Genomic DNA, 22,337 nt, shown 5'->3' with positions numbered 1-22,337 from the left:
TACCGGGAGTTCGTCCGGAAGCCGGGAAACCGCAGGTCGCGGGCGCCGTGCCGGAGGCCCGCCCACAGCGGCCGCACGCGGGCCGACGCGCCTGTCAGCGCCCGGTGGACGCCGACCGCACGCGGGCCAGCACGTCCGTCAGCGCCCGGTGGATCTCGTCGGGGAGCCAGCGGCAGTGGGCGCCCTGCACCACGTACTCGGCCACCTCGCGCAGCTTGGTGTTGGTGCGCTGGGAGACCTCCCGCAGCACCTCCCAGCCCTGCTCGGGCCGCAGCCGTCCCACGGCGACGACCACTCCGATCGCCTGGTCGACCACGGCGTGGGAGGCGACGGCCTGCCGCAGCTGGGCCACCTCCTCCTGCAGGGCGGCGACCCGCGCCTCGACTTCCTCCTCCGCGGCCATGTCGCATTCCACGTGTGTTTCCCCTCGTCAGGAGCCCGCGAAGGCGCGGGCGGCCAGTGCGGCGTCACCGTGCCGTCCCTGTCCAGCCTGCACAGCACGGGCCGGTCCGGCCGCACCGCAGACGAACAACATCACCGGTGCCGATCCGGAAAACGAATGCGCACCGGGATGCGGGGAAAGTGTGCGGAGGGGCGGGAGCCGGCCGGCTGCCGCCCGGCGCACCGCGTGCGGGCCGCTCGACCCGTCGGACGAAGGATTCATGGACACGCTGCTCTTCGACAGTGAGGACCTCGGTCTGACCGAGGACTTCCTCAGCCGGGCCTACGCCAGGATGCGCATCGACAGCGGCGGGTCGGAGACCGGCCGGACGAGGGTCAGCCGCGCCGCGATGCCCTCGGTGACCGTCGACGAGCTCGACCTCGGCTTCGAGATGAGCTACTCCGTCACCCCGCTGGGCCGGATCTGCCTGTGCCTCGTGCACGAGGGCACCATCCGGGACCACACCTACGACGGGGTGGAGGACGCCTTCGGACCGGGCGACGTGGTGTCCTTCGCGCCGCCGGAGCTGCCGTACTCGGGGCGGATCTGCGTGGCCCGATACAACATCACCATGCTCGACACCGATCTGCTCGCCCAGGTGGCCGCCACCGCCCCTGGCCGCAGGCCGGGGCCGGTCCGGCTGACCGGGCACCGGCCGCACTCCCGGGCCGCGGCCCGGCAGCTGCGGCAGACGATCGGTTACGTGCGCGACCACGTGCTGGCCGCGCCCGGCGTCGCCGACCAGCCGCTGGTCGCCGCCACCGCCGCCCAGCACCTCGCGGCGGGCGTCCTCGCCGCGTTCCCCAACACGGCGCTCACCGAGCCGACCGCGACCGACCGCAACGACGCCCGGCCGGCGACGCTGCGCCGCGCGCTGGCCTACATCGACGACCACGCCGCCGAACCGGTCACGGTCGCCGACATCGCGGCGGCCGCGCACGTCACCGTGCGGGCCCTCCAGTACGTCTTCCGGCGGCACCTCGACACCACGCCGCTGGCGCACCTGCGCCGGGTCCGGCTCGCCCACGCGCACGAGGACCTGCGGGCCGCGAACCCGCTCGACGGCACCACGGTCACCGACGTGGCGGCCCGCTGGGGCTTCTTCCATCCGGGCCGCTTCGCCACCCTGTACCGCTCCGCGTACGGCCGCCCGCCGCACCGCACGCTCGCCGGCTGAGGTTCGCCCGGCGTCCGCGGCGGCGACGCTCCCGTCCCCGTCGAGGGGGCGGGTGCTCCGGTGGGTGTCCCCCGCGTCGACGACGTCCTCGGGGACCTTTCCCCCCGGGTGACGGGTGTGGCCCGCCGAGGGCTCCTCACCGTTCGGGACGCGGGAGCCGGCGGGGGTCGCCCAGGAGCGCGACTGCTCGGCCACGCGGGCCCGACTGCCCGACTTCGAGGGCGCGCCGCGGCGGTGTCGTCCCGGGGCGCTTCACGACAGTGCCGCGCGGACGGCCAGGCGGGGAGCGCGGTGGGTCAGCGCGGCGGCGGCCAGGCCGATCAGCGCGCCGACGGCGACGTCGGAGGGGTAGTGGGCTCCGGTGTGGACGCGTTCGCCGGCCACCATCACCGCCGGCACCGCGCACAGGGCGCCGGCCGGCGGCCAGACCGCCGCGACGGCGGCGGTGAAGCCCACGGCGGCCGCCGTGTGCCCGGAGGGGAACGAGGAGGAGTCGGGCCGGTCGTGGACCTCCTCGTGCGGGATCCACTCCTTCGGTGGCCTGCGCCGGTCCCAGAGCTGCTTGACCACGCCGTTGGACACCAGCTCCGCCACGCCCATGCTGACCACGCCCGCCGCGGCGGCCCGGCGTCCCCGCCGGCCCCCGGCCGCGGCCATCACGAAGGCGGCGCCCCACCAGAGTTTGGTGTGCTGCGCCGCCTCCTCCACCGCCGGAAGCAGTTGCCGCGCGGCGGGCGACCGCCACGACGCCACCCTCCGCGTCAGTCGGTGGTCGCCGTCCCTCAGATCCTCCCAAGCACCCATGAGCTGCGACTTCCCGCGTCGGGCGATCCTTAACGGAAGACCGTGGGGCGCCCGTCACTCCATACGGCGCTGGTCCTCCTCGCTCCAGGCACGGGTGTCCCGGGGCGGCACGTACGGCTCCTCGTCCTCCGGCAGTCCGCCGGCGACCGCCCGCTGGCGGGCCATTTCCGCGTCGAACTCGAGGCCGAGCAGGATGGCGATGTTGCTGATCCACAGCCACACCAGGAACACGATGACACCGGCGAGCGTGCCGTAGGTCTTGTTGTACGAGCCGAAGTTGGCCACGTAGAAGGCGAAGCCCGCCGAGGCGACGAGCCAGATCAGCAGGGCCAGCACGCTGCCCGGCGTGATCCACCGGAAGCCGCGGCCCTTGACGTTGGGGGTCGCCCAGTACAGCAGCGCGATCATCATGGTGACCAGGACGACCAGAACCGGCCACTTGGCGATCGACCACACGGTCAGCGCGGTGTCGCCGATGCCCAGCGCCGTGCCGGCCCGTTGGGCGATGCCCCCGGTGAACACCACGATCAGGGCACTGATCACGGCCAGCACGAGGAGCACCACCGTCACGCCGACCCGGACCGGCAGCACCTTCCACACCGGCCGGCCCTCCGGCATGTCGTACACGGCGTTCGCGCTGCGGATGAAGGCGGCGACGTAGCCGGAGGCCGACCACACCGCCAGCACGATGCCGACGAGCGCCATGAGGGAGCCGACGCCGCCCCGTCCCTGGAGCTGGGTGACCGCGTCGCTGATGATGTCCCGGGCCGACCCCGGTGCGAGCTTCTGGAGGTTCTCCAGCACCTGATCGGTCGCCGACTTGCCGGCGACCCCCAGCAGCGAGACCAGGACCAGCAGGGCGGGGAACATCGACAGCACCCCGTAGTAGGTCAGGGCGGCGGCCCGGTCGGTGAGCTCGTCGTCCTTGAACTCCTTCACCGTGCCCTTCAGCACCGCCGACCAGGACCGCTTGGGCAGTCCGCTCGGATCGTCCGGCGCCCGGCGCTCCACCTGCTCGTCCGGTCCCGGGCGGTCCGCCTGCTCGTCCGGCCCCGGGCGCTCCGCCTGCTCGTCGGGTCGGGTTCTCGATGTCCGTGCCATGAGGGACGGAGTAACCCGCGCGGGCCGGTCCATGCCCTCCCCGCCTCCCCCGAGATCTCGGCCACGGCCCGTACAGGTTCGCGGCGGCTCGGGGTAGCAGTGCTCATGTGTGTGCTTTGTGTGCAGGTCCCGGTCGGGGCGCCGCCCCGGATGCCGGCTCCCGGCGCCGGCCGGCGCGGCCACGGTCGCGGTCCGCCGGTCAGGCCGTGCGGCTGCCGGAGTCCGGGAGCCCGTCGTGCGCCCGGGCCGCCGCCGCCTCGCAGAACGCGTCGAGCCCCTCCAGCAGCGCGCTCCGCTTCCCCGCGGGCATCCCCGCCAGCACCGCCCGCAGCTCCCGCTCCCGGCGCTCCCGCAGGTCGGCCAGGAAGGCCCGCCCCCGGCCACTGAGGCGCAGCCGCAGTTCACGCCGGTCGGAGGGGCTCACCACCCGCTCCACCAACCCGGCGGCCTGGAGCCGGTCGCACAGGCGGCTCGTCGACGGCGGGGTGGAGGCCAGCGAGTCGGCGAGGGTGCGCAGGTTGATGCCCTCCTGGTGCTCCAGGACGAACAGCACGCGCAGCTGGGACGCGGACGCGGGCGCCGTCGAGGCCCGCCCCCACAGCACTTCCAGCAGCTCGGCGGCCGTCGCGGTCACCCGTGCGACCTCGTCGGGGTCCGGGCGATGGCGGAAGGCAGTCACGGTCACACTCTCGCAGGCACTGGGACGACCGTCAGCGTACTAGCGGCTCCCCCGCCCCCGGCACCCCTCGAACCCGCCGCGCCGCCCGGGCGCGCGGGACACCTCCGGCCGGCGAACCGGCCCCCGAGCGAAGGATCGGTGTTACTCCCGTCGTGGTATCCCCCGTCACGAACAGATTCGTCACCGCCGAGCGTGCCCTGCGGAAGGCGGCACCTCATGAACTGGTCGAGGCCGTCCGCCGTGCGCTGGTCGAGCAGTACGCGGCCCTCTCCGCCGAGCTGCTCATGGCCGACTACGGCCTGACGTCGCTGCAGCCGGTGGCCGGACCTCGGGACCAGGAGCCCGTGTCGGTGTACGGCAGCGCCGCGGGCCGGGCGTTCGGCGCGCAGGAGCCGTACGTCGAACCGGCCGGGAACGGGCGGGTGCGGGCGCACCTGCCGGTCTCGGTGCGCGGCGACCGGCTCGGGGTGCTGTCGGTGACGCTGCCCGAGGACGGCGGGGTGCCGGACGTGCTGGGCGAGCTGGCGGAGGTCGCGCAGGTGCTCGGGCACGAGGTGGTCGTGGCCGAGCGGGCCACCGACCTGTACCTGCGGGCCCGGCGCAGGGAACGGCTCACCCTGGCCGCGGAGATGCAGTGGCAGCTCCTCCCGGCCCGCTCCGGCACCGGCCCCGGATACGCGCTCGGCGCCCAGATGGAGCCCGCCTACGCCGTCCGCGGCGCCAACTTCGACTGGTCCGCGACGGACGACCGCCTCACCCTGTACGTCAACAACGGCATGGGGGACGGCACGGAGGCGTCGCTGCTGACGAGCCTGGCGGTCAGCGCGCTGCGCAACGCGCGACGGGCCGGCCTCCCGATCGCCGACCAGGCGGCGCTGGCCGACCAGGCGGTGCACGCCCACTACCGGGGCCGCTGCCACCTGCCGGTGCTGATGCTGGAGGTCGAAGTCGCCACGGGCCGGGCCCAGGTGGTGGACGCCGGCTCACCGCGGCTGCTGCGGCTGCGGGCGGGCACCGTCGAACCCGTCGACCTGGAAGCCCAGTTGCCGCTGGGCATGTTCGAGGAGACCGACTACGTGGCGCAGCCGTTCCAGGTGGAGCCCGAGGACCGGCTGGTGTTCGTCAGCGACGGCGTCCACGCGGTCGCTCCGCCCGGCGGAGGGACGTACGGGGACGCCGCCCTGGCCCGCGCGATCACGGCCACCCGGCTGCTGCCGGCGGCCGAGGTCCCGCGTGCCGTGCTGCGCGAACTGGCGGGGCACCGCGGCGGGTCCGTGACGGAGGACGACGCGCTCGTGGTGTGCCTGGACTGGCACGGCCGCTGACCCTCCGGATTCCCGGACCGGCACGGCCGCCGACCGACCGGTGTGTCGGAACCGACACGGCCGCCGAGCGGTGTCCGCGTGACCGCGGTGCGGCCCCGGCGCGGCCGGTGTGCGCCGGGTCGGCACCCCGCGTCCGCCGCCCGTGCGCCCCCGTTCCCGCTTGTCACCGCCCCTGTCCTCGCACTACTGTCACCACGCCTTGGTGAACGGGAAATCCGGTGTGATGCCGGTGCGGCCCTCGCCACTGTGATCGGGAAGTCCGGCTCCGGCCCTCGCGGGCAGCCACTGGGTCCTCACGGACCCGGGAAGGCGGAGCACGGGCGGTGGTACCCGTCAGCCAGGAGACCGGCCAAGGCGCGTCAACCATCCACGAGGTGCTGGAGAGGGTCTGCTGAGCCATGCACATAGCCGAGGGTTTTCTGCCTCCGGCGCACGCGGTCGCCTGGAGCGTCGCGTCGGCGCCGTTCGTCGTCCACGGAGCCCGGTCGCTCACCCGTGAAGTCAGGGAGCATCCCGAGAGCACGCTGCTGCTCGGCGCCTCCGGCGCCTTCACGTTCGTCCTGTCCGCACTCAAGCTCCCTTCGGTGACCGGGAGTTGCTCGCATCCCACCGGCACCGGCCTGGGCGCCGTCCTGTTCCGGCCGCCGATCATGGCCGTGCTGGGCACGATCACCCTGCTCTTCCAGGCCCTGCTGCTCGCGCACGGTGGCCTGACCACGCTCGGCGCCAACGTGTTCTCGATGGCGATCGTCGGACCGTGGGCCGGATACGGCGTCTACCGCCTGCTGCGGCGCTACGGCGTGCCGTTGATGGTCACGGTGTTCGCCGGCGCGTTCGTCGCCGACCTGTCCACCTACTGCGTGACCAGCGTGCAACTGGCGCTGGCGTTCCCCGACCCGAGCAGCGGGTTCCTGGGCGCGCTCGGCAAGTTCGGGTCCATCTTCGCCGTCACGCAGATCCCGCTGGCCGTGAGCGAGGGGCTCCTCACCGTCCTGGTGATGCGTCTCCTCGTGCAGTCCAGCAAGGGCGAACTGACCCGGCTGGGCGTGCTGGTGACCGGGGGCCGGAACCGGAAGCCGGACACGACCGGGGCGGTGGCCCGGTGAAGCGGAACACCAAGATCAACCTCCTGCTGCTGCTCGCCGTGCTCGCGCTCGCGGTGCTGCCGCTGGCCCTGGGTCTCGGCGACCACAAGGAGCAGCCGTTCACCGGCTCCGACAGCGAGGCGGAGACGGCGATCACCGAGCTGGAGCCGGACTACGAACCGTGGTTCTCGCCCCTGTACGAGCCTCCGTCCGGGGAGATCGAGTCGGCGCTGTTCTCCCTCCAGGCGGCCCTGGGCGCGGGCGTCCTCGCCTACTACTTCGGGGTGCGCCGTGGCCGCCGCCAGGGCGAACTGCGGGCGCTGGCCCGCCTGGAGGAGAAACAGGACGGGGCCGAGGCGCGGGACGACGTGAGCACGCCCGACGCCGGGAAGTCTCCGCAGGAACGGGTCTGATCGGACGTGCTGCCGATCGACGCGGCGGCGCACGGCAGTCGCTGGCGCCACCGTCATCCCGTGGACAAGGCCGTGCTGGGGCTCGGCCTCACCCTGCTCGCGATCTCCCTGCCGCCCTGGCCGGGCGCGGCCCTGGTGCTGGTGACGGCACTCGCCCTGCTGCTGGGTCCGGCGGGGGTGCCGCCCCGCCGGCTGTGGCGCGCCTACCGGGTCCCGCTGGGCTTCTGCGCGACGGGCGCGCTCACCCTCCTCGTCCAGGTGGGCGGGCCCGACGGGTTCGTGTCCCCGGCCGACGGTGGCCCGGTGCGGGCCGGGGAGCTGATGCTGCGCACCTCGGCCGCCTCACTCGGCGTGCTGCTGTTCGCGTTCACCACGCCCATGTCGGATCTGCTGCCCCGCCTGGTGAGGGCAGGCGTGCCCGCGCCGGTCGTCGACGTCGCCCTGGTGACGTACCGCATGAGCTTCCTGCTGCTGGACTCGATGCGCCGGATCCGGGAGGCGCAGGCGGCCCGGCTCGGGCACACCGGCCGGGCCGCCGAGTGGCGTTCGCTCGCCGGGCTCGGCGCCACCGCGTTCGTGCGGGCCTTCGACCGGGCGGCGCGGCTGCAGGCCGGGCTCGCCGGGCGCGGTTACGACGGCACCCTGCGCGTCCTGGTGCCCGAGGCCCGTGTCTCCGCCCGCTTCACGGCGGCCGCGGCCGCCCTCCTGGTGGCTCTGGCCGCCCTCACCCTCGTCCTGGAAAGGCCCCTGTCATGAGCGAGCTGGTCGCCCTGCGGGGTGTCTGCTTCGGGTACGAGGACGGCCCGGCCGTGCTCGAGGACCTCGACTTCACGGTGCGCGCGGGGCGCGCCCTCGCCCTGCTCGGCCGCAACGGCAGCGGGAAGACGACCCTGATGCGACTGCTCAGCGGCGGACTGCGCCCGCGCACCGGCACGTTGACGGTCGAGGGACGGCCGGTGGGGTACGACCGCAAGGGGTTGACCCGGCTGCGGACGACCGTGCAGCTGGTGGTGCAGGACCCCGACGACCAGCTGTTCGCCGCGTCCGTCGCCCAGGACGTGTCGTTCGGGCCGCTGAACCTGGGGCTGCCCGACGCCGAGGTGCGGGTCCGGGTGGACGAGGCGCTCGCCGCGCTGGACATCACCGCCCTGGCCGACCGGCCCACTCACCTGCTGTCCTACGGGCAGCGCAAGCGGACCGCGATCGCGGGCGCCGTCGCGATGCGGCCACGCGTGCTGATCCTCGACGAGCCGACCGCCGGGCTCGACCCGGACGGCCAGGAACGGCTGCTCACCACGCTGGACGGGCTGCGCGCGTCCGGTACGACGGTGGTGATGGCCACCCACGACGTCGATCTCGCCCTGCGCTGGGCCGACGACGCGGCCCTGCTCACCCCGTCCGGCGTGCACACCGGTCCGGCGGACATCTCGCTGGCCCGCACGGACCTGCTCCGCGAGGCGGGCCTGCGCCTGCCCTGGGGCATCGCGGTCGCCCGACTGCTCGCCGGTCAGGGCCTGTTGTCCGAAGGGAAGGCCGGACCGCGCAGCCCGGAGGAACTGGCGGCGCTGCTGGCCGGGGGCTGAGTCCGCGACAGAGTGCCTCAGCCCTCGACGCCGGTGGCGTCGTGCGCCGCGCCGACCGGCTTGGACTCCGGTGAGCCCCGCTGGCGCAGGTAGATCGACAGCACCGCCATGGAGGCGACGGCCAGCAGTTCGGACTGCCAGTTCTGGAGCGTGCGGTTCCAGAAGTCGGCGGCGCCCAGGTACTGGGACCAGCTCAAGGGTGCCTGCAGCTGACGCAGCCGCTGCTCGTTGTAGGCGGCCACGCCGGTGATCGACTGCACCAGCCAGCACAGGACGAAGATGGTGCCCATGACCAGCAGCAGGGAGTGCGAGTACAGCGTGCGCCGCCAGCCGGAGGCCGCCGCCCACTTGGGCGAGGTCGCCACCGCGTGCTCGCCGACCATCTGGTCATCGTCGGACTCGGTGCCGGACTTTCCCGGTTCCTTGGACTCCGGGGAGCCCCGCTGGAGCAGCCAGATCGTCGCCCCGATGTAGAGGAAGAACTGGAGGTACTCCGACTGCCAGTTCTCCGCCACGTCGACCGCGAAGTCGGACGAGGTGACGTAGGTGAGGAAACCGACGGTCTGGAGCTGGTCTGCGGCCAGCTGGTCGTTGAAGTCGGCCTGTCCGGCGAACGCCTGCCCGACCAGGGTCAGCAGGAACCCGAGGGTGAAGAACAGCCCCAGGCCGTTGTCCTTGACGAAGCCCCGGATGCCGCCGCGTCCGTGGGAACGGGCCCCTGAGTCGCGCCCGCTCACCGGTGCATCAGCCCCAGTGTCACAAGGTAGGCGAGGCCGGCCCCGACGATCAGCAGGACGGTGACGAACATGGTTCTCACGGGCTCACCCACCTTTGATCTCGCACTGGTACGGGGTTCCCGGGCGTGGCGTGCAGCCGGCGGCCACGACCTTCCACCCGGTGGAGAAGTGGGAGAGGAACAGGGTGTCCTCGGCGAGCACCGCCCGCGCCTGGTTGCCGTACACGTCGACCACCCGCACGGCACCGCCGGGCTCCAGTGACTCCTCACCGAGCGCCCGCGCGCAGGGGGCGCCGGCCGACTGCTCCAGTTCGTCGACGGTCGCCGGCGCGAGCACCTCGCACACACGGGCGTAGGCGCCCTCGCCGAGCGCCTCCTCGAAGGCGACCGTCGCGGCCCGTGTGTCGTCGCGCCGCTCCGACACCGCGCCGCACCCGCTGACGGCGACGGCCAGCGCGAGGACGACCGCCGTGCCGCGCGCCCGTCCGGCCATTCGCCCACCTCCGCATACACGTCCACGGCCTGCCCCGGCATTACACAGCACGAGTGCTCCCCCGGACGGATTCCACGCCCGCGATTCGCCCTGTCGGTTCACCGCGTCGCGTGGGGTCCGGCGGGCGGCGCGCGATCGCCCCGGCCGGTGGGCGCCTGCCTCGCTTCCCCGGAACGAGGGACGTGCCCCCGGCAGTCGGTCCGTGGGCGGACTCTGGCATTCTGGCGCCGTGCCGCACCCCGCCTCCGTGACGCCCGACGCCCCTCATCCCGTGGGGGTGCCGCTGCTGACCCAGCAGTGGCTCGATCTCTGCTTCGTCCACTGGGCGGTGGCGCCGGAGACGGTGGCGGGACTGCTGCCGCCGGGCACCGTCGCCGACGTCCACGACGGGTCGACGTACGTCGGTCTGGTCGCCTTCCGGATGCACCGCGTGGGTTGGCTGGGACTGCCGGGGGTGCCGTACCTGGGATCGTTCCCGGAGACGAACGTGCGGCTGTACTCGGTGGACGGGCACGGACGGCGCGGGGTCGTGTTCCGGTCGATGGACGCGGCGAGGCTGATACCGGTGGTGATGGGACGCGTCGGCTTCCGGCTGCCGTACCTGTGGTCGCGGATGCGGGTGCGCGCGGACGGCGACACCGTCACCTACACCAGTTCGCGCCGGTGGCCGGGGCCGCGCGGCGCATCGAGCCGGCTGGTGGTGCGCCGGGGCGAGCGCATCGAGGAGCCCACGGAGCTGGAGCACTTCCTCACCGCGCGCTGGGGCATGCACAACGCCTTCTTCGGCGGCGCCGCCTACCTCGCCAACGAGCATCCGCGCTGGCCCCTGCACCGGGCGGAACTGCTCACCTGCGAGGAGGATCTGGTCGCCGCGGCCGGACTGCCGGCGCCGCCGGGGGCGCCGGTCAGCGTCCTGTACTCGCCGGGCGTGCCGGTACGCCTGGGCCGGCCGGCACGCCACCCGGCGGGCATCCCGACCCCCTGACCCCCGTCACGGACGCGTTCCCGCCCCCGGACGTGCCGCGGCCTCCGCCAGCGAGACGGTGAACGGATGCCGGGGAGTCGTCAGGACCCGCTGTGCCGGCCCCTGTTCGACCAGCTCTCCCGCCTCCAGTACGGCGATGCGGTCGGCGAGGCGCGCGGTGTCCAGGTCGTGCGTGACGAGGACCAGGGCGAGGCCGTCACCGCCGTGCACGAGGCCGGCCAGGAGGTCGAGGATGCCGCGCCGGGTGACCGGGTCGAGGCCGGAGGTGATCTCGTCGCAGACGAGGACCCGGGGCCGGGCGAGCAGGGCGCGGGCGAGGGCGGCCCGCTGGAGTTCGCCGCCGGACAGGGCGCCGGGCGGGCGGTGGGCGAGGTCCGCCGGCAGGCCGAGACGGGCAAGAGTCGCCGACGCCTCCGCGTCGGCGGTGCCTTCGTCGGTGCCGCGCAGCCGGACCGCCGTGCGGGCGACCTGCGGGAGGACGGGCCGGAACTCGTCGAACGCGGCGCGGGCGTCCTGGAACACGTACTGCACGGCGGCGAGCCGGTCCCGGTCGCGGCGCCGCAGGCTGTGCGGGAGCCGTGTCCCGTCGAGCAGGATCTCGCCGGTGCGGTCGCGGTGCAGCCCGGCCAGGCAGCGGGCGAGCGTGGTCTTGCCGCTGCCCGACCGGCCGACGACGGCCAGGCACTCGCCGGCTCCCAGCGTGAGCCGTGGGACGCGCAGCACCGTGGTGGCGCCGTGGACGGCGGTCAGGCCGCGCACCGTCAGGACGGGCCGGGCGGCCTCGGCGCCGGTGTCCCTCGGTGGTCGCGCCCGGTTCTCGTCGAGAAGCCGGCGGGTCCACTCGTGCCGGGGGGCGAGCCACAGCCGTTCGGCCGGGCCCGACTCCACGACCCGGCCCTCCCGCATCACCAGGACCTCGTCGGCGAGGGCGCGCACCACGTCCAGGTCGTGACTGAGCAGCACGACCGCGATGCCCCGGGCCGCGACCGCCGCCAGTTGCGCGACGATCCGTTCCTTGGTCAACGCGTCCTGGCCGGTGGTGGGTTCGTCGGCGACGACGACGCGGGCGCCGAGCAGGAGGGCCTGGGCGAGCACGACCCGTTGCTGCTGGCCGCCGGAGAGCTGGTGCGGGTAGCGCCGCAGCAGCTCTCCGCCGTCCGGGAGCTGGGCGTCGTCCAGAGCGCGCACGACCAGCTCGCGGGCCGCCGTGCGGCGTTCGGCGCGCGGCAGGTGCCGGACGCGGGAGCGGGCGATGTCGTGGAGGAGGGCGCTGATACGACGGGCCGGGTTGAGGACGGCCGCGGGGTGCTGGGGCACGTATCCGACGGGTCCGTCCGCGGGGCGGAGCACCTCGCCCGTGACGCGGGCGCCGGGCGGGTACTCCCCCAGCAGCGCGAGACCGGTGGTGGTCTTGCCGCTGCCGGAGGCCCCGACCAGCGCGGTCACCCGGCCGGGCGGCACCCGCAGGCTGACGCCGTCGACGACGGCCCGTCCGTCGATCTCGACGCGCAGGTCCCGGATCTCCGCCGCGGCGGCGGTGTCGTGGCTCACGGACGTCGTCCCTTCCGTCGCGGGGTCTTCTCCAGGGCGGCGTCGAAGAGCAGGTTCGTGCCCGTCGTCAGCGCCACGATCAGCAGGGCGGGCACCACGACCGCCCAGGGCTGCACGAACAGTCCGGTCCGGTTGCGGTCGACCATGACCGCCCAGTCGGCGGCGTCCGGTGCGACGCCCACACCGAGGAAGGCAGCCGTGGACACCAGGTACAGCACACCGGTCAGCCGGATCCCGGCGTCGGCGGCGAGAGTGCGCAGGGCGGCCCGGCCGACGTAGCCCACGGCGATGCGCCACCGGGTCTCGCCCTGCATGCGCAGCGCCTCGACCGCCGGACGGGCGGCGGCCTCGCCCGCCGCCGCCCGCACGATCCGGGCCGCGTCGGGCACGTTCACCAGCGCGACGAGCAGCGCGAGCCCGGCCGCGCCCGGCGAGAACACGGACGCCACGAGCAGGATCAGCAGCAGGGACGGTACGGCGAGCAGCACGTCCAGCGGCCGCATCAGCAGTTCCTCCAGGCGCCGCACATGGGTGAGCGCGGCGGCCAGTCCGACGGGCAGGGCGACCAGGTAGGCCAGGGCGGTCGCGGCGAGCGCGGTCAGGACGACCGTACGGCCGCCGAGCAGGACCTGCCGCCACACGTCGCGGCCGACGAAGTCGGTGCCGAGGAGGTGACCGTCGCCCGGGGCGAAGGACAGGGAGCGGGGGCCCGGTTCGCCGGCGAGGGCGGGACCCAGGAGGGCGAGGCCGAGCGGGACGGCGACGACGGCGAGGCCGAGGGCGAAGCGGCCGCGGGTCACGCCGCCACCTCCCCGCGGGGCGTCAGCCGGTGGGCCACCAGGTCCGCGCCCAGGTTGAGCAGGACGGTCAGCACTCCGAAGACCACGGCCAGCCCCTGCACCACCGGTACGTCCCGTTCGGCGACGGCGTTGAGCAGGACCGTGCCGAGGCCCGGGATGACGAACAGCGCCTCGACGACGACGACCCCGCACAGCAGCCAGTCGGCGGTACGGGCCAGTTGCTGCACGGCCGGGGCGAGGGCGTTGGGCAGGGCGTGGCCGTAGCGGACCCGGGCGCCGGAGACGCCGCAGCGGCGGGCGTGGGCGGCGTACGGCGAGGCGAGGGCGTCGGCCATGCCGGCGCGGACCAGGCGGGACAGGGAGCAGACCGGCCGGGCGAGCAGGACGAGCACCGGCAGGACCAGGGCGGCCGGGTGGGCGAGCAGGTCGGTGCCGTAGCCGACGGCGGTCGGTGGCAGCCAGGCCAGTTCCAGCGCGACGACCGTCACCAGCAGGACGCCGAGGGCGAACTCGGGGACCGCGTACACGGCGAGCGTGACGGAGCTGACCAGGCGGTCCACGAACCGGCCCTCGTGGCGGGCGGCGAGCACGCCCAGGCCGAGGCCGAGCGGGACGAGCAGGGCCAGGGTGAGGCAGGCCAGCAGCAGCGTCGGGCCGGAGCCGTCGGCGAGGTAGCCGGACACCGGGCGGCCGGAGGTCAGGGAGGTGCCGAGGTCGCCGTGCGGCAGGCCGGCCGCCCAGTCCGCGAGGCGCGCGTACGCCGGCCGGTCCAGGTCCATGGCCTCGCGGATCGCGGCGATGCGCGCGGGGTCGGGCTGGTCGCCGGCGAGGGCGACGGCCGCGTCGCCCGGCAGCGCCTCGGTGAGCGCGAAGACCAGCAGCACGACGGCCACCGTCTGTGCGACGCCGAGGAGCAGCCGCCGGGCGACGAACGAGCGCGGGCCGCTCGCCTTCGGGCTTCTCGTCACGCCAGCCAGACCTTGTCGAAGCGGGCCCAGTCGAGCGTGTTGGCGGGTGCCGCGGTCTCGACGCCCTTGACGTTGCGGGCGGTTGCGATGATCCAGTCGGCGAACCCCCAGATGAGGAAACCGCCCTCGGCGTGCAGACGGCGCTGCATGCGCTCGTAGACGGCGGCCCGTTCGGTCTTGTCGCGGGTGGCCTGCGCCTGCTGGTAGAGGGCGTCGAAGTCCTTGTGGTGCCACTTGGTGGCGTTGGTGGTGGAGCCGGTGAGCAGGCGCTGCGAGATGTGGGCCTCGATGGGCATGGCGCCGGAGCGGTAGCAGCACAGGGTGCCGTTGTCGAGGATGTCGCTCCAGTAGGAGTCCTTGCTGCCCGTCCGCACGTCGACGGTGACTCCGGCCCGGGCGGCCTGGTCGCGGAAGATGCCGGCGGCCTCGGTGAATCCGGCGGCCACGGCCGAGGTGTCCAGGGTGACCTTGAGCTTCTCGGCGCCGGCCTGTTTCAGCAGGGCGCGGGCCCGGTCGAGGTCCTGGGTGCGCTGCGGGAGGCCGTCGGCGTAGTACTCGTAGCCCTTGCCGAACAGGTCGTTGCCGACGACGCCCGCGCCGGACAGGGCGCCGTCGACGAGTTCCTGGCGGTCGGCGATCAGGAAGAACGCCTCGCGCACCCGCCTGTCGTCGAAGGGGGCGCGGTCGGTCTTCATGCAGAAGCCCTGCATGGCGCTGCCCCGCAGCCGCACGATGTCGATCCGCCCCTTGCCCTCGTGGGCGCGGGCGGTGGTGGGGCTGAGTTCGTGGGCGTACTCGACCTGGCCGCCGAGCAGGGCGTTGACGCGGGCCGACTCCTCGTTGGCGACGACGAGTTCCAGCTCGTCGAGGTGCGGGGCACCGTCCCAGTAGGCGTCGTTGCGGCGGAAGACGGCCGAGCGGCCCGGCGCGAAGGAGACGAACCGGAAGGGCCCGGAGCCGACCGGTTTCGTGTCGAAGTCGCCGGCGTTCGCGGGGACGATGTACGCGCCGAACGAGGCGAGCACGTTGGGGAATTCGGCCGTCGGCCGTTTGAGGACGAACTCGATGCCGCGGGCGCCGGTGGCGCGGCTCGCGTCGAGGTCGAGGGGTTCCAGGGACGCCTTCGCCCGGTACGCCTGCTTCGGGTCGGCGATACGGCGGTAGCTGTACAGGACGTCCTCGGCGGTGACCGGCCTGCCGTCGTGGAAGGTGGCCTCGCGCAGGGTGACCCGCCAGCGGGCGAGCGTCCTGTCGGGTTCCCAGGACGCGGCGAGGCGGGGCCGTGCGGAGAGGTCGGGGCCGTAGTCGGCGAGCTTGTCGTAGAGGGCCTTGGCGCGGGCGACGTCGGCGAACAGGTTGGCCAGGTGCGGGTCGAGGGTCTCGCTCGCGCCGCCGCCGGCGAACGCGGCGCGCAGCCGCCCGCCCTTGCGGGGTTTGCCGTCACCGCTGTCGGCCCGGTCGTCGCCGGTGCCGTTGCCGCAGCCGACGAGGGCGAGGGCGGCGGCCCCCGTCCCGGCGGCGAGGAAGCCGCGTCGGCGCAGGCCGGGGAGACGTTCGTCATGCATGGCTGTTCCTTGGAGTGAGATCGGGTGGGGACGAGCGGACGTGGGCGGAGCCGAACGGAGCGCGGGCGGCTCAGGGAGCGCTGCTCAGGCGGGCCACGAGGTGCAGCCGGTCCCCGTCGGCCGTGGTGCCGGGCGGGGCGCCCTCGCGCCACGGGGGTTCGGTGCGCGGGCCCGGACCGTCGTGGAGTTCGAGGACCTCGAAGCCGTGCGCGGCGAGGAGGTGCCGCAGCTCCTGCGGGAACAGGAGCCGCCAGGCGGAGTGCTGTTCGACGGGCGGTGTGCCGTCGCCTGCGTCCCACACCCGCACCCGGCGCAGGAGTTGGGCGTGCCGGTCGACGGACAGGGTCGTGACGGAGCGGTGGGTGACGCCTCGCCAGGTGAAGGCGTCGGTCCTGGGGGTGTCGAGGAGGTCCGTGCGGCCCAGGAGGTACGCGCCGTTGCGCATCTCCGCGACCAGCAGCCCGCCGGGCCCGAGGGAGTGCCGGCAGGAGGCGAGGAAGCCGTCGAGCTGCTCGTTGGTGTGGCAGTACAGCAGGGAGCTGTCCAGGCAGATCACCGCGTCGAAGGCGGCCCGGCCGAGGTCGAAGCCGTGCAGGTCGGCCCGCAGGTAGGCCGGACCAGGGTGGTGGGCGCGGGCATGGCCGAGCATCGCCTCCGAGAGGTCGGCGCCGGTCACGGTGCGGCCGGCCCGGTGCAGATGGGCGGCGTCGCGGCCGGTGCCGCAGCCGATGTCGAGGACCCGCGGACCGGCGTGGTGGCGGCGCAGGCGGTCCTCGGCCCAGCGCCCGGCCAGCCGGTCGGGGTCGGGGAAACGGGCCTCGTAGAGCGCGGGACGGTCGGTGAGGAGGTTCGTGCCCGTGGGAACCGTCACGCGTTGCTCCTCTCCTCGGCCGGACCCGCCGGGTCCGCGGAAGCCACCGGGGCAGCCGCCGGCGCCGAGGCAGCCGTCGCAGCAGCCGACACCGCGGCAACGGCTCCGGGGCTTCCGGGGCTTCCGGGGCTTCCGGGGCTTCCGGGGCTTCCGGGCAGCGCGCCACGCCGGTACAGGCGTGCCACCCCGGCCGCCGACGCCGGGCCGAGAAGGGCGCAGCACACCCACGGCAGCCACCCGGCGCCGGTCCGCCCGCCCGCGTCCATGGCCCAGCCGACGAGCGTGTTGCCGAGGGCGGCGGCGACACCCGAGACGGCGTAGAAGATCCCGAAGTAGGTACCGGTCAGCTCGGGGCGGCCGAAGCCGGGTATCAGCTCCATGACGAACGGCGAGGCGATCATGATGCCGAGGTGGAGCAGGAGGGCGCCGAGCAGGACGGGCACGGCGTCGAGCCACCCGCCGGACGACGAGCCGGACACCGCTGCGGGGGGCAGGAACGCCAGACCCATCAGGGCCAGCCCGACGGCGATCCAACGGCCGCCGGGGCCGCGCGACTTGAGGGCACGGGTGACGCGCAGCTGGAGGGTGAGGTTGGTGAGCGTGCCGACGAGGAGGACGAGGCCCGCGGCGCCGTCCCAGCCGGTGGCCTGCCGGGCGCCGTCGGGCAGCAGCAGGTAGAGCTGGTTCTCCAGGGTGAACATGCCGACCATGGCGAGGGCGAAGCCGAGGAAGGCCCGGTTGCCGGCCGCCTCGCGCCAGTCCGCGAGGACGCCGCCCCCGCTGGGCGGCACCGTCCGCGCGGGCAGCACGAGTGCCTGCGCCAGGGTGAGGACGGCGAAGATGCCGGCGGCGGTCAGCGCGCAGGTGCGGAAGTCGACGAGGAGCAGCGCGCTGCCCAGCAGCGGGCCGATCAGGGCGCCGGTGGTGGCGAACACGTTGAACAGGGCGAACGCCTCCGCCTTGCGCTCCCCCGCCTCCTGTGCGAGGTAGGTGCGCACGGCCGGGTTGAACAGGGCGCCGGCGAGTCCGCTGAGCACCGACGCGGCGAGCAGCACCGGCAGTCCGTCGCCCAGTGCGAACAGCGCGAACCCGGCCGTGCGCAGAGCGCACCCGGCGATGATGACGCCCCGCGCGCCGAGCCGGTCGGCCGCGGAGCCGCCGATGAGGAACAGGCCCTGCTGGCTGAGGTTGCGCACGCCCAGGACGATGCCGACGACGGCCGCCGACAGGCCCAGGTTCTCTCCGAGGTGGACGGCGAGATAGGGGACGAGGAGGTAGAAGCCGGTGTTCACACCGAGCTGGTTGACCAGCAGGAGCCGGACGGCGAAGGGGAGGCGACGTATCTCACGCCAGGTCTGCACGGGTCACCCCCAGTCCCGGCCGGTCGCTCGCGCGGACGAAGCCGTCCGCGCCGCCGATGCCGCTCCACGGGTCGTGGGCGAGCAGCAGGTGCCCGTCGAGGTCGGCCCAGCGGGCCCGGTCGGCGAGGTGGACGGCGGGCGCGAGGCCGAGGCTGCTGGCGGTGAGGCAGCCCAGCATCAGCGCGGTGCCGCTGCCCTCGACGGCCTCGGCGACGCGCAGGGCCGCGCGGACGCCGCCGCACTTGGCGAGCTTGACGTTGACGCCGTGCACGCGTCCGGCGAGGCGGCGGGCGTCCTCGACGCCGACGGCGTCCTCGTCGGCGATGACGGGCAGGGGTGAGCGTTCGGCGAGGGCTGCCAGGGTCTCGGGGTCGCCGGGAGCGAGGGGCTGTTCGACGGCCTCGACACCGAGGTCGGCGAAGCGGGGCAGGAGCGCCTCGGCCTGGCGGAGTGTCCAGGCCCCGTTGGGGTCGAGGAGCAGCCGCACGCCGGGCGCCGCGTCGCGGACGACGCGGACGCGTTCGACGTCGTCCTCGGGATCGGGGGCGCCGGCCTTGACCTTGATGATCCGGAAGCCGCTCGCGGCGAGCCGCCGGGCCCCGGCCGCCGCGTGCGGGAGGGAGGTGATGCCGAGGGTGCGGGCGGTGGCGGCCACGGGTGGCGCGGGCGCCCCGAGGAGCCGGTGGACGGGAGTGTCCGCGCGCTTGCCCACGAGGTCGAGAAGCGCGGCCTCGACGGCGGCGGTCACCGCCGGCGGCGAGTCGGGTACGACGAGGGGCAGGGCTTCCAGGGCGCTCTCCGGGTCGGGGAAGCGGTCCAGGTCGACGGCGGCGAGGAGGCGCAGCAGGGTGTCGGTGTCGAGGCCGTAGTACACGCTGGTGACGGCCTCGCCGTGGCCGTGCGCTCCGTCGTGCTCCACGGTCAGCCACACGGCGTCGCGGGCGGCCATCGTGGAGCGGGAGATCCGCAGCGGCTCGGCGAGCACGAGGCGTACGGTCCGCAGGTCGGTCTTCACCGGGCCCCTTCCCGGGCGGGGAGGGCGCCGAGGGGGTCGGTGACCCGGGTGCAGCGGGCCCAGCCGGTCGCCTCGGCGGTGTGCGGGTGCGGTATCTCCACGGGCCGGGTGGCGGCGGTGGCGGGGTCGAGGCCGTGCGCGGCGGTGAAGTCGTCGTCGTAGACGGTGCCGAGGTAGCGGTGCGGTCCGTCGGGGAAGACGGTCGCGACGACCGCGCCGGGGTGCACCCGGGCCGCCCAGGCGGCGACGCGGGCGACCGCGCCGGTGCTCCAGCCGCCGGTGACGAAGCTGCCCCGGGCGAGCCTGCGGCAGCTGTCGACGGCCTCGGCGGGGCCGATCCAGTGGACCTCGTCGAAGGCGTCGTAGGCGACGTTGCGCGGGTGGATGCTGCTGCCGAGGCCGCGCATCAGGCGGGGGCGGGCGGGCTGGCCGAAGATGGTGGAGCCGGTGGCGTCGACGCCGATCAGCCGTAGTGCGGGCCAGTGGCGGCGCAGCGGTCCGACGACACCCGCGCTGTGACCGCCGGTGCCGACGCTGCACACCAGGATGTCCAGATGGTCGAGCTGGGTGGCGAGTTCGGCGGCGAGAGAGGCGTAACCGGCGGTGTTGTCGGGGTTGTTGTACTGGTCCGGCCAGTAGGCGCCGGGCAGTTCGGCGAGGAGTTCGCGCAGCCGTGCCAGGCGGGCGGCCTGCCAGCCGCCCCGGGGTGCGGGCCGGTCGGCGATCTCCAGGCGGACGCCGTGGGCGCGCAGCAACTGCCGCATGGACGGCTCCAGTTCGCGGTCGCCGACCAGGACGACGGGATGGCCGAGGGCCTGTCCGGCGAAGGCGAGGCCGATGCCGAGCGTGCCGGAGGTGGACTCCACCACCGGTGCCCCGGGGCGCAGTTCGCCGCGTTCGCGGGCGCCGAGAAGCATGGACACCGCGGCCCGCGCCTTCATCCCGCCCGCCGAGAGGGCCTCCAGCTTGGCCCAGAAGCCGGGGTGGGCGCCGGGCAGGTCGGCGGTGACGCGCACCACGGGTGTACGGCCGAGCAGCGCCAGGAGTTCCCGACGCGCGTCGGGCAGGACGGCGGTCGTCGTCATCGCACGCCTCCCGGACAGCCGTAGCGGTGGACGGTGCCCGGCCCGCCGTCGAGCCAGAAGAAGGGGTAGGGCTCGGCGCACACCGCGCTCACCCCGTGGCCGAGGAAGCGGGGCAGGACGGCGCTGCCGGTCTGGGCGAACGCCACCAGTTGCTTGCCGTGCGTCAGCGCGTGCCGGCGCAGGGGGTCGAAGGTGCCGTTGCCCAGGGTCATGCCGGAGACGAGCAGGGCGTCGCCGCGGCCGGCCGCGGCGAGCGCGTCGGTGAGGACAGGCTCGCCCCACTCGGTGGTGCCGCCCTTGAGGTCGCTCGGGAGGTACCGGAGTCCGCGGGAACGGAGCGCTTCGAGCAGGGAGTTGACGACGCCGACGACGAGGACCGTCGCCCCGGAGGGCAGGTCGAGCAGTTCGACGACGGCGCGGGCACGGGCGCGGGACTTCTCCAGGGAGGATCCGGCGGGCAGCGGGACCGGCCGGGCGCCGTGCTCGGGGGTGTGCGGGGTGACCCGCATGAGGTAGGCGTCGAGGGCGGCGACCCGCACCGACGGCAGGGGGTGACGCAGGAGCCGGGCCACGTCGGCGCCGACGCAGTCGTCGAGGACGCTGTCCGGCAGTTCTCCCGGCTCGACGGCGCAGGAGCCGACGGCTTCGCCGAGACGGAGGCTGAGCACCTCGTTGCGGTAGCCGGTGCCGCGCCCGTCGTGGCGTACCGCCTGCCGGGTGGTGAAGGCGACGGCGATCCGCAGCGTGGCCGGGTCGGGGCCGAGGGCGCCGTCGCGGACGCGGGCGACGAGGTCGTCGTAGGTGTCGCAGGTGGGGAAGGCCACGGTGGTCATCGGACCACCAGTCCCGTGCGCAGCCCGGTCAGCAGGTCCTCGACGCGGGCGCGGGCGCCGGGGCCGCGGGTGTCGGCGGCCATGACGTGTCCCAGGTACTCGTTGTTGCTGCCCGCCGCCCGCACCGTCCGGCCGGGCGCGGCGAGTTCCACCTCGAGCACGCCGTCCGCGTCCCGGACGCCGGTGTCGTCGAGCGCCTCCAGGGTGCCGGCGCGGTCCGGCACCAGGAAGCCGATGGCGGCGCTGCGCACTCCGGTGTCGGTCGGCCGCAGGTCGGGGGCGCGGCCGAGGGCGACGTCCACGAACGCGGCGGCGAGGTCGACGCCGGTGACGTGGCGGACGAGTTCGGTGATGCGGTTGCCGGCCGGGCGCGGGTTGACCTCGACGACGCGGGGTCCGTCGGGGGTCAGCTTGATCTCGGTGTGCGCCACGACCCCGTCGGTCAGGCCGAGGGCCTTGAGCGCGCCCAGGGCGGTCTGTTCGGCGGCCTCGGTGTCGGCGGGCGGCAGGTCGGCCGGGAACATGTGGCCGGTCTCGATGAAGGCGGGTGCCCCGCCGACGCTCTTGTCGGTGACGCCGACCACCTGGACCGCGCCCGCGTGCGACACCGTCTCGACGCTCACCTCGGGTCCGTCCATCAGTTCCTCCAGCAGGACGGCGGGCGACCGCCGCTGCCCGCGGGCGTTCACCGGGAATCCGGCCAGCGCCCGTACGGCGTCGGCGAGTTCGCGTTCGTCGTCCACGCGGCGCACGTACATGCCGGCGCACAGGTCGACCGGCTTGACGACCAGCGGGTAGCCGATCTCCCGCGCCGACCGGGCGAGGTCGGCCCACTCCTCGTGCAGGGCGAAGCGCGGGCCGGGCACCGCGGCCTCGGCGAGGACGCGACGGGTGGCGTCCTTGCGGCAGGCGTTGCCGACCGCTTCGGGGCCGGGGCCGGGCAGGCCGAGGCGGTCGGCGATGCGGGCCACGGCCGGCAGGTAGTAGTCGCAGGAGGTGAGGACGCCGTCGAAGCGCAGGGCCGTGTGAAGTCGTTCGGCCTCGGGGAGCAGGGCCTCGACGTCGTTGGTGTCCGCCGTGATGACGTTGCGGGCGCCGAGCAGCGGGTGTGCCGCGCCCTCGGGGGCCGAGCGCAGGTAGTGGTGCAGGTCGCGGGTGAGGAAGGTGAAGGTGTGCCCGCCCTCCCCGATCGCCCGGGGCAACAGCCTGCTCATCGATCCGACCCAGCTCTCGACCATCAGCAGATGAGCCACAGTTCCCCTTTTCCCACGGCGGGTTCAGACGTCGGGGCAGCCCGGCGAAGCCCCACCGGAGGGTGAGGACGCCGAGCCGCGCACACCCACACGCTATCGATAACCATTTTCATTTGCTAGTCCCGTCGACGCGCGGTCCCCCGCGCCGGGCCGGACGTCGTGCGGATGCCCCCCATCCGTTCCAGCACGTCGGTCCCTCCGGACGGAGAGGG

The 22,337-nt window shown here is 74.5% G+C and carries 23 protein-coding genes and 1 riboswitch; of the genes, 7 read left to right on the top strand and 16 right to left on the bottom strand.

Annotation, left to right across the window (positions count from 1 at the left end; all coding sequences use genetic code 11):
• Positions 1-94: 94 nt before the first annotated feature.
• Positions 95-403 (bottom strand): ANTAR domain-containing protein, encoded by a 309-nt coding sequence (locus tag AB0N31_RS29665; RefSeq protein WP_366061527.1) that lies wholly within the window; start codon positions 401-403, stop codon positions 95-97.
• A gap of 259 nt (positions 404-662) precedes the next feature.
• On the opposite strand from AB0N31_RS29665, the gene AB0N31_RS29660 reads away from it, so the two are divergent.
• Entirely contained in the window at positions 663-1,619 is a 957-nt protein-coding gene (locus AB0N31_RS29660) for a helix-turn-helix transcriptional regulator (RefSeq protein WP_366061526.1), read from the top strand.
• Positions 1,620-1,871: 252 nt separating this feature from the next.
• On the opposite strand, the gene AB0N31_RS29655 is transcribed toward AB0N31_RS29660, so the two are convergent.
• The 3 genes from AB0N31_RS29655 to AB0N31_RS29645 all read right to left on the bottom strand — a co-directional run bounded on the left by AB0N31_RS29655 (position 1,872) and on the right by AB0N31_RS29645 (position 4,209).
• A complete protein-coding gene (locus AB0N31_RS29655) occupies positions 1,872-2,423 on the bottom strand; it encodes a phosphatase PAP2 family protein (protein WP_366061525.1) in 552 nt (183 codons plus the stop codon).
• Positions 2,424-2,477: 54 nt separating this feature from the next.
• Complete coding sequence (locus AB0N31_RS29650) at positions 2,478-3,524, bottom strand: YihY/virulence factor BrkB family protein (protein ID WP_366061524.1); 1,047 nt, start codon at positions 3,522-3,524, stop codon at positions 2,478-2,480.
• A gap of 199 nt (positions 3,525-3,723) precedes the next feature.
• Positions 3,724-4,209, bottom strand: coding sequence for a MarR family transcriptional regulator (locus AB0N31_RS29645; protein WP_366061523.1), 486 nt, complete (start codon positions 4,207-4,209; stop codon positions 3,724-3,726).
• 146 nt (positions 4,210-4,355) lie between these two features.
• On the opposite strand from AB0N31_RS29645, the gene AB0N31_RS29640 reads away from it, so the two are divergent.
• The 5 genes from AB0N31_RS29640 (at position 4,356) to AB0N31_RS29620 (ending at position 8,609) form a co-directional block, all read left to right on the top strand.
• On the top strand, positions 4,356-5,528 hold the full coding sequence (locus AB0N31_RS29640) for a PP2C family protein-serine/threonine phosphatase (RefSeq protein WP_366061522.1): 1,173 nt from the start codon (positions 4,356-4,358) through the stop codon (positions 5,526-5,528).
• A 183-nt stretch (positions 5,529-5,711) separates the two neighbouring features.
• A riboswitch (cobalamin riboswitch) is annotated at positions 5,712-5,897 on the top strand.
• A 29-nt stretch (positions 5,898-5,926) separates the two neighbouring features.
• Positions 5,927-6,634 carry an energy-coupling factor ABC transporter permease gene (locus AB0N31_RS29635; RefSeq protein WP_366061521.1) on the top strand — a complete coding sequence of 236 codons (708 nt, stop codon included), beginning with the start codon at positions 5,927-5,929 and terminating at the stop codon, positions 6,632-6,634.
• Positions 6,631-7,026 (top strand): energy-coupling factor ABC transporter substrate-binding protein, encoded by a 396-nt coding sequence (locus tag AB0N31_RS29630; RefSeq protein WP_366061520.1) that lies wholly within the window; start codon positions 6,631-6,633, stop codon positions 7,024-7,026. The genes AB0N31_RS29635 and AB0N31_RS29630 overlap by 4 nt, the downstream gene beginning before the upstream one ends.
• 6 nt (positions 7,027-7,032) lie before the next feature.
• Positions 7,033-7,782: a cobalt ECF transporter T component CbiQ gene (gene cbiQ, locus AB0N31_RS29625; protein ID WP_366061519.1), complete on the top strand. Its 750-nt coding sequence runs from the start codon at positions 7,033-7,035 to the stop codon at positions 7,780-7,782.
• Complete coding sequence (locus tag AB0N31_RS29620; protein ID WP_366061518.1) at positions 7,779-8,609, top strand: ATP-binding cassette domain-containing protein; 831 nt, start codon at positions 7,779-7,781, stop codon at positions 8,607-8,609. The genes cbiQ and AB0N31_RS29620 overlap by 4 nt, the downstream gene beginning before the upstream one ends.
• Before the next feature lie 17 nt (positions 8,610-8,626).
• Here the strand turns inward: AB0N31_RS29620 and AB0N31_RS29615 are convergent, their stop codons facing one another.
• Both AB0N31_RS29615 and AB0N31_RS29610 read right to left on the bottom strand, forming a co-directional pair.
• A complete protein-coding gene (locus AB0N31_RS29615; protein WP_366061517.1) occupies positions 8,627-9,346 on the bottom strand; it encodes a DUF6766 family protein in 720 nt (239 codons plus the stop codon).
• 84 nt (positions 9,347-9,430) lie between these two features.
• Entirely contained in the window at positions 9,431-9,838 is a 408-nt protein-coding gene (locus AB0N31_RS29610) for a hypothetical protein (protein WP_366061516.1), read from the bottom strand.
• Positions 9,839-10,067: 229 nt separating this feature from the next.
• On the opposite strand from AB0N31_RS29610, the gene AB0N31_RS29605 reads away from it, so the two are divergent.
• The gene (locus tag AB0N31_RS29605) at positions 10,068-10,823 is read left to right on the top strand and encodes a DUF2071 domain-containing protein (protein ID WP_366061515.1); all 756 of its coding nucleotides are present in this window, start codon (positions 10,068-10,070) and stop codon (positions 10,821-10,823) included.
• A 6-nt stretch (positions 10,824-10,829) separates the two neighbouring features.
• On the opposite strand, the gene AB0N31_RS29600 is transcribed toward AB0N31_RS29605, so the two are convergent.
• The 10 genes from AB0N31_RS29600 to AB0N31_RS29555 form a co-directional block, all read right to left on the bottom strand.
• Positions 10,830-12,374, bottom strand: coding sequence for an ATP-binding cassette domain-containing protein (locus AB0N31_RS29600; protein ID WP_366061514.1), 1,545 nt, complete (start codon positions 12,372-12,374; stop codon positions 10,830-10,832).
• The gene (locus tag AB0N31_RS29595) at positions 12,371-13,174 is read right to left on the bottom strand and encodes an ABC transporter permease subunit (RefSeq protein WP_366061513.1); all 804 of its coding nucleotides are present in this window, start codon (positions 13,172-13,174) and stop codon (positions 12,371-12,373) included. The genes AB0N31_RS29600 and AB0N31_RS29595 overlap by 4 nt, the downstream gene beginning before the upstream one ends.
• Positions 13,171-14,142 carry an ABC transporter permease gene (locus AB0N31_RS29590; protein ID WP_366061512.1) on the bottom strand — a complete coding sequence of 324 codons (972 nt, stop codon included), beginning with the start codon at positions 14,140-14,142 and terminating at the stop codon, positions 13,171-13,173. Before AB0N31_RS29590 ends, AB0N31_RS29595 begins: the two co-directional genes overlap by 4 nt.
• Positions 14,139-15,707 (bottom strand): ABC transporter substrate-binding protein, encoded by a 1,569-nt coding sequence (locus tag AB0N31_RS29585; protein ID WP_366061511.1) that lies wholly within the window; start codon positions 15,705-15,707, stop codon positions 14,139-14,141. The genes AB0N31_RS29590 and AB0N31_RS29585 overlap by 4 nt, the downstream gene beginning before the upstream one ends.
• Positions 15,708-15,777: 70 nt before the next feature.
• Positions 15,778-16,578, bottom strand: coding sequence for a class I SAM-dependent methyltransferase (locus AB0N31_RS29580; RefSeq protein ID WP_366061510.1), 801 nt, complete (start codon positions 16,576-16,578; stop codon positions 15,778-15,780).
• Positions 16,575-17,939 (bottom strand): MFS transporter, encoded by a 1,365-nt coding sequence (locus AB0N31_RS29575; protein WP_366061509.1) that lies wholly within the window; start codon positions 17,937-17,939, stop codon positions 16,575-16,577. Before AB0N31_RS29575 ends, AB0N31_RS29580 begins: the two co-directional genes overlap by 4 nt.
• A complete protein-coding gene (locus tag AB0N31_RS29570; RefSeq protein ID WP_366061508.1) occupies positions 17,923-18,954 on the bottom strand; it encodes an enolase C-terminal domain-like protein in 1,032 nt (343 codons plus the stop codon). The genes AB0N31_RS29575 and AB0N31_RS29570 overlap by 17 nt, the downstream gene beginning before the upstream one ends.
• A complete protein-coding gene (locus tag AB0N31_RS29565; RefSeq protein ID WP_366061507.1) occupies positions 18,951-20,039 on the bottom strand; it encodes a pyridoxal-phosphate dependent enzyme in 1,089 nt (362 codons plus the stop codon). The genes AB0N31_RS29570 and AB0N31_RS29565 overlap by 4 nt, the downstream gene beginning before the upstream one ends.
• Positions 20,036-20,872 carry a hypothetical protein gene (locus tag AB0N31_RS29560; RefSeq protein ID WP_366061506.1) on the bottom strand — a complete coding sequence of 279 codons (837 nt, stop codon included), beginning with the start codon at positions 20,870-20,872 and terminating at the stop codon, positions 20,036-20,038. The genes AB0N31_RS29565 and AB0N31_RS29560 overlap by 4 nt, the downstream gene beginning before the upstream one ends.
• Complete coding sequence (locus AB0N31_RS29555; protein ID WP_366061505.1) at positions 20,869-22,125, bottom strand: ATP-grasp domain-containing protein; 1,257 nt, start codon at positions 22,123-22,125, stop codon at positions 20,869-20,871. The genes AB0N31_RS29560 and AB0N31_RS29555 overlap by 4 nt, the downstream gene beginning before the upstream one ends.
• Positions 22,126-22,337: the final 212 nt, after the last annotated feature.

The organism is Streptomyces sp. NPDC051051 (assembly GCF_040682975.1).
Lineage (GTDB): Bacteria > Actinomycetota > Actinomycetes > Streptomycetales > Streptomycetaceae > Streptomyces.
Note: the sequence above shows the minus strand (reverse complement) of the source record. Positions and strands in the feature narration are given on the sequence as shown.

Excerpts from the sequence above, each read along its gene's own strand:
- AB0N31_RS29665 (WP_366061527.1), bottom strand. The coding sequence starts at position 403 with ATGGCCGCGGAGGAGGAAGTCGAGGCGCGGGTCGCCGCCCTGCAGGAG.
- AB0N31_RS29660 (WP_366061526.1), top strand. The coding sequence starts at position 663 with ATGGACACGCTGCTCTTCGACAGTGAGGACCTCGGTCTGACCGAGGAC.
- AB0N31_RS29655 (WP_366061525.1), bottom strand. The coding sequence starts at position 2,423 with ATGGGTGCTTGGGAGGATCTGAGGGACGGCGACCACCGACTGACGCGG.
- AB0N31_RS29650 (WP_366061524.1), bottom strand. The coding sequence starts at position 3,524 with ATGGCACGGACATCGAGAACCCGACCCGACGAGCAGGCGGAGCGCCCG.
- AB0N31_RS29635 (WP_366061521.1), top strand. The coding sequence starts at position 5,927 with ATGCACATAGCCGAGGGTTTTCTGCCTCCGGCGCACGCGGTCGCCTGG.
- AB0N31_RS29620 (WP_366061518.1), top strand. The coding sequence starts at position 7,779 with ATGAGCGAGCTGGTCGCCCTGCGGGGTGTCTGCTTCGGGTACGAGGAC.
- AB0N31_RS29610 (WP_366061516.1), bottom strand. The coding sequence starts at position 9,838 with ATGGCCGGACGGGCGCGCGGCACGGCGGTCGTCCTCGCGCTGGCCGTC.
- AB0N31_RS29585 (WP_366061511.1), bottom strand. The coding sequence starts at position 15,707 with ATGCATGACGAACGTCTCCCCGGCCTGCGCCGACGCGGCTTCCTCGCC.
- AB0N31_RS29565 (WP_366061507.1), bottom strand. The coding sequence starts at position 20,039 with ATGACGACGACCGCCGTCCTGCCCGACGCGCGTCGGGAACTCCTGGCG.
- AB0N31_RS29560 (WP_366061506.1), bottom strand. The coding sequence starts at position 20,872 with ATGACCACCGTGGCCTTCCCCACCTGCGACACCTACGACGACCTCGTC.